A 1,009-nucleotide genomic window follows, 5' to 3' on the forward strand; every position below is an offset into this window, starting at 1 on the left:
CCGGTACCGAGCTCCAGGTTTCGATCCTCGGCGAGCGCCGCGCGGCAAAGGTGATCGCCGACTCGCCCTATGATCCGGAAGGCGCCCGCGGGCGCATGTGAGGTATCCCGGAGTACAGTTTCCGGTTCATCGATGTCTCAACCGTGCTGCAGGGTAAAACGCAAAAACCGCGCTCCATCGGGAACGCGGTTTTGCCAGATACGCATGGCGCTTCGCTACGCAAACACTTTGCGAAACTTATGGCACTTGTCGAAACTTACGGGCTCCGGTACGCGAGACCTGATCCGGAGCGCCGGACGGATGAGATGTCCGCCTCACAGTCCGTTTTATAGGGACATCGTTACCGCGGAGTTATCGAGAGCTTAAGCAAATCTAAATTTTCATTTTTTCCACCGAAGGAAACCGGAAAAATCCGCCAAATCCGTGGGTTACGCCGGGTTACCCCTGAGAAAATTAATTATGCCGGAGAAATCGACGCCGCCATGTCCCTGGGCGTTGAACAAGGCATAAGCTGAGCCGCTTCGGCACCGAGCGGCGTTACAGCACCCGCACCTTGCGCGGCTTCCTGGGACAATTTCAGGTCTTTCAGCATCAAGGCGGCTGCAAATCCTGGGTTGTAGTCCCTGTTTGCGGGCGAAGTCGGCACCGGGCCGGGCACCGGGCAGTAGGTGGTCAAGGACCAGCATTGGCCCGACGAGGTCGAGGCGACGTCGAACAGCGCCTGATGCGACAGGCCGAGCTTTTCGGCCAGAACGAAGGCTTCGGCGACACCGATCATCGAAATGCCGAGGATCATGTTGTTGCAGATCTTTGCTGCCTGGCCGGCGCCGTCGCCGCCGCAATGGACGATGCGGCCGGCCATCGGCTTCAGGATCGGCTCGGCGGCAGCGAAGGCATCATCGGAGCCTCCCGCCATGAAGGTCAGCGTGCCGGCCGCAGCCCCGCCGGTGCCGCCCGAGACCGGTGCATCGATCGACGACAGCGCGTGCTTCCTGGCGACGGCGTGGGC

At 61.0% G+C, this 1,009-nt stretch carries 1 pseudogene; it reads right to left on the minus strand.

Features of this window, described 5'->3' with window-relative positions:
- Positions 1-428: 428 nt before the first annotated feature.
- Positions 429-1,009 (minus strand): annotated as a pseudogene (gene mmsB, locus ENZ75_RS32865) (3-hydroxyisobutyrate dehydrogenase); the annotation flags it as partial.

It is taken from the genome of Mesorhizobium sp. M7A.F.Ca.CA.002.04.1.1, assembly GCF_004022805.1.
In the GTDB taxonomy this organism is placed as follows: domain Bacteria; phylum Pseudomonadota; class Alphaproteobacteria; order Rhizobiales; family Rhizobiaceae; genus Mesorhizobium; species Mesorhizobium ciceri.